General features: G+C 65.2%; 3 protein-coding genes. 2 read left to right on the top strand and 1 reads right to left on the bottom strand.

Features of this window, described 5'->3' with window-relative positions; genetic code table 11:
• The first annotated feature begins 252 nt into the window (after positions 1-252).
• Both B2W70_RS11850 and B2W70_RS11845 read left to right on the top strand, forming a co-directional pair.
• Positions 253-834 (top strand): 5-formyltetrahydrofolate cyclo-ligase, encoded by a 582-nt coding sequence (locus B2W70_RS11850; protein ID WP_058086788.1) that lies wholly within the window; start codon positions 253-255, stop codon positions 832-834.
• Positions 835-965: 131 nt separating this feature from the next.
• The gene (locus tag B2W70_RS11845) at positions 966-1,694 is read left to right on the top strand and encodes a PEP-CTERM sorting domain-containing protein (protein ID WP_286745933.1); all 729 of its coding nucleotides are present in this window, start codon (positions 966-968) and stop codon (positions 1,692-1,694) included.
• A gap of 167 nt (positions 1,695-1,861) precedes the next feature.
• Here the strand turns inward: B2W70_RS11845 and B2W70_RS11840 are convergent, their stop codons facing one another.
• Positions 1,862-2,488 carry an OmpW/AlkL family protein gene (locus B2W70_RS11840; protein WP_058089037.1) on the bottom strand — a complete coding sequence of 209 codons (627 nt, stop codon included), beginning with the start codon at positions 2,486-2,488 and terminating at the stop codon, positions 1,862-1,864.
• Positions 2,489-2,670 lie beyond the last annotated feature (182 nt).

Here is a 2,670-nt window from a genome sequence, read left to right as displayed (position 1 = left end):
CCAGGCCTCGCGGGCGTCACCCAGCAGGCGGTCGTCGCTGGCGGCGCCCTGCCCCAGCTGAGCCTGTGCCACGCCCTGCGTGAGCAGCAGGGGGGCGCCCACCAGCAAGGTCACGGGGCTCATCGCCGTCGGCAACCCGGCCGTGATCAGGCAGGTCGCACCGGCCACCAGGGCGAGCGCGCGATGGCGGACTCGGGACGCATACTTGCGCGCAGTTCTCACTTGTCAGACCTTTTCTTGTTGTTGTCGACCATGTCCGAAGCCCCCACCAGCGGCGATGACCGCACCACCTGGCGACGCCAGCTGCTCCAGTCTCGTCGGGACTGGGCCACCACGGAAGCCGCTGTGGCAGCACAGGCTGGGCTGGAGGCGCGATTGTGGGCCGTGCTCGAGCAATTGGAGCCCATGTGCCTGGGCGTGTACTGGCCGATTCAAGGCGAATTTAACCCAAGGAACATCGCCTGCCAGGCGCAGCGGGCTTGGGGCACACGACTGGCCCTGCCCGAGGCCAGCAAGTCCCCGGTGGCCATGCACTTCCTGCCCTGGGACGGCGCCGAGCCCACACGCCGCGACGGCTGCGGCATCCCGACCGGCGAAGGCAAGCCCCTGGTGCCCGACGTGATCCTGGTGCCCTGCGTGGGCTTCACCGAAGACGGCCACCGCCTGGGCTACGGCGGCGGCTACTTCGACCGCTACCTGGCGGCCCACCCCGAGGTGACGGCTTTGGGCGTGGCTTGGGGCCAGGCGAAACTGCCGAGCGGGGCCCTGCAACCCGCCGCGCACGACCAACCCTTGGTCGCCGTGGTAACAGAACACGACACGTGGCCCGTTTGACGGCCCTCAGTCACGGGGGGATCCCGTGTGAACCCTAGTCGCGCAAAGGGAATCGGCAGGGAAGATAGGTCATGCCTGAACAGATCGCCTCCAGAGCGGTCCCCCTTCAAACGAAACAAGGATCCCTGAACATGACGTACCTCAAGCACATTGCAGCCGTCGCCGTTGCCGTCGCCGCCAGCAACGCCTTTGCTGCCGCTCAGTCCTTCAACGCCATCAGCGCCACCGTCACCGTCGACAAGGCCGCTGTCTCCGCCTCCTTGAACGGCTACACCCCGTCGGGTGTGGGCGGCGCCACCTACAGCAGCACCACCGGCGTGCTGTCTGGCGTGGCTGTGCAGGGCGTGGACCTGCCTGTCAACAACGGCCCCATCGACATCGACATCGACTTCGTCGACGCCGCCGGCCTGAAATTCACCAAGACGCTGAACCCCAGCATCACCCTGAGTAACTTCAGCTTCGACGTGGGCACCAGCACCCTGACCGGCAACCTGCTGGTTGGCTCGTCGGTGCTGCCCTTGCTGAACCTGCAAAACCAGGAACTGCTGACCGCCACCGTGGTGACCTCGAGCTTCGGCGAAGAAAACGGCCTGGCCGTGAGCACCTCTTCGGTCAAGCGCTCCATCGGTCTGGACGCTTCCAGCTTCGTGCTGGCTGACAGCTTCAAGTCCTTCCTGGTCTCGGCCGAGCTCGATCCCAGCGATTACGGTTATATCGCCGATATGATCAAGTCGATCAAAATCGGCACCGTGGTCCCGACCCCGGCCGTGCCCGAGCCCTCGACCTACGCCCTGCTGGGCGCCGGCCTGCTGGCCATGGGCACCATGGCTCGCCGTCGCCGCGAAGCCGCCAACGACTGAGACCCTGCTCGGCACGGTCCCGAAAAAGCCCCTCCGGGGGCTTTTTTCATGGGCGTGCGCCAGCCCGCAGCGCGAAGTCGATGGTGCGCGCAGCCCCACCAAAGCGCCAACAAAAAAGGCTCCACGAGGGAGCCTTTTTCAGTTGCCGCCATCAGCGGCAGCGAAGATCAGAAGCGGTAGCCAATGCCGATGCCGAACAGCACCGGGTTGACCTTCAGGGTGCCGGCGTCTTCACCGAAGGCCTTGACCTTGGCGTGGATGTGCACCTTCTTGACGTCCACGTTCAGGTAGACCTGCTCGGTCAGCTTGTAGTCGAAGCCAGCGCCATAGGCCATGCCAAAGCTCTTGCTTTCAACCGAAGGTTGCAGGGCCGCGCGGACCGCCGGATCAAAGTCAACGTCGGAGAACAGCGTCAGGTTCACGCCCACGCCCACATAGGGACGGAAGTTCGACGTCGGCAGGAAGTGGTACTGGACCGACAGCGTGGGGGGCAGGTGCTTGAGCGAGCCGATCTTGGTGTCACCGGCCTTGATGTCGTGCTTCTGGGGCACGGTCAGCACCAGCTCTGCGGCGATGTTCGGGGTGAAGAAGTAGGTGATGTCCAGCTCAGGGATCACCTTGCTGTTGACGTTGAGGTCCAGGCCGGTGGAATCCTTGTTCGCCGGATCCAGGTTCACGGCGCGTGCGCGCACCAGCCAGGGGCCTTCAGCGGCTTGCGATGCCACGGGGGCGGCGAGCGATGCGGCAGCGACAGCGGCCAGGGCGAGGCGGGTCAGAGCGGAGGTGTTTTTCATGGTGTGATCCTTCTTGCAGGTTGCCTTGGCGACGCGTCCTGCGATTCGCCATGGGTCCATTGCATCAGGGTCACCCCGGGTGAAATTTGATTCAGCGCAAGTCGGCAGCCTCACCCTCCCGGGTGCATGCCTGGCCGTGGTCTGAACTTGACCAGGATCAGATGGCGCGCACGCTGCGGCGG

This window comes from Aquabacterium sp. UBA2148 (assembly GCF_002328915.1).
Classification (GTDB): domain Bacteria; phylum Pseudomonadota; class Gammaproteobacteria; order Burkholderiales; family Burkholderiaceae_C; genus Aquabacterium; species Aquabacterium parvum.
Note: the sequence above shows the minus strand (reverse complement) of the source record. Positions and strands in the feature narration are given on the sequence as shown.

What these genes read in the sequence shown, in the direction of transcription:
- B2W70_RS11850 (WP_058086788.1), top strand. Translation starts at nt 253, where the DNA reads ATGTCCGAAGCCCCCACCAGCGGCGATGACCGCACCACCTGGCGACGC.
- B2W70_RS11840 (WP_058089037.1), bottom strand. Translation starts at nt 2,488, where the DNA reads ATGAAAAACACCTCCGCTCTGACCCGCCTCGCCCTGGCCGCTGTCGCT.
- B2W70_RS11845 (WP_286745933.1), top strand. Translation starts at nt 966, where the DNA reads ATGACGTACCTCAAGCACATTGCAGCCGTCGCCGTTGCCGTCGCCGCC.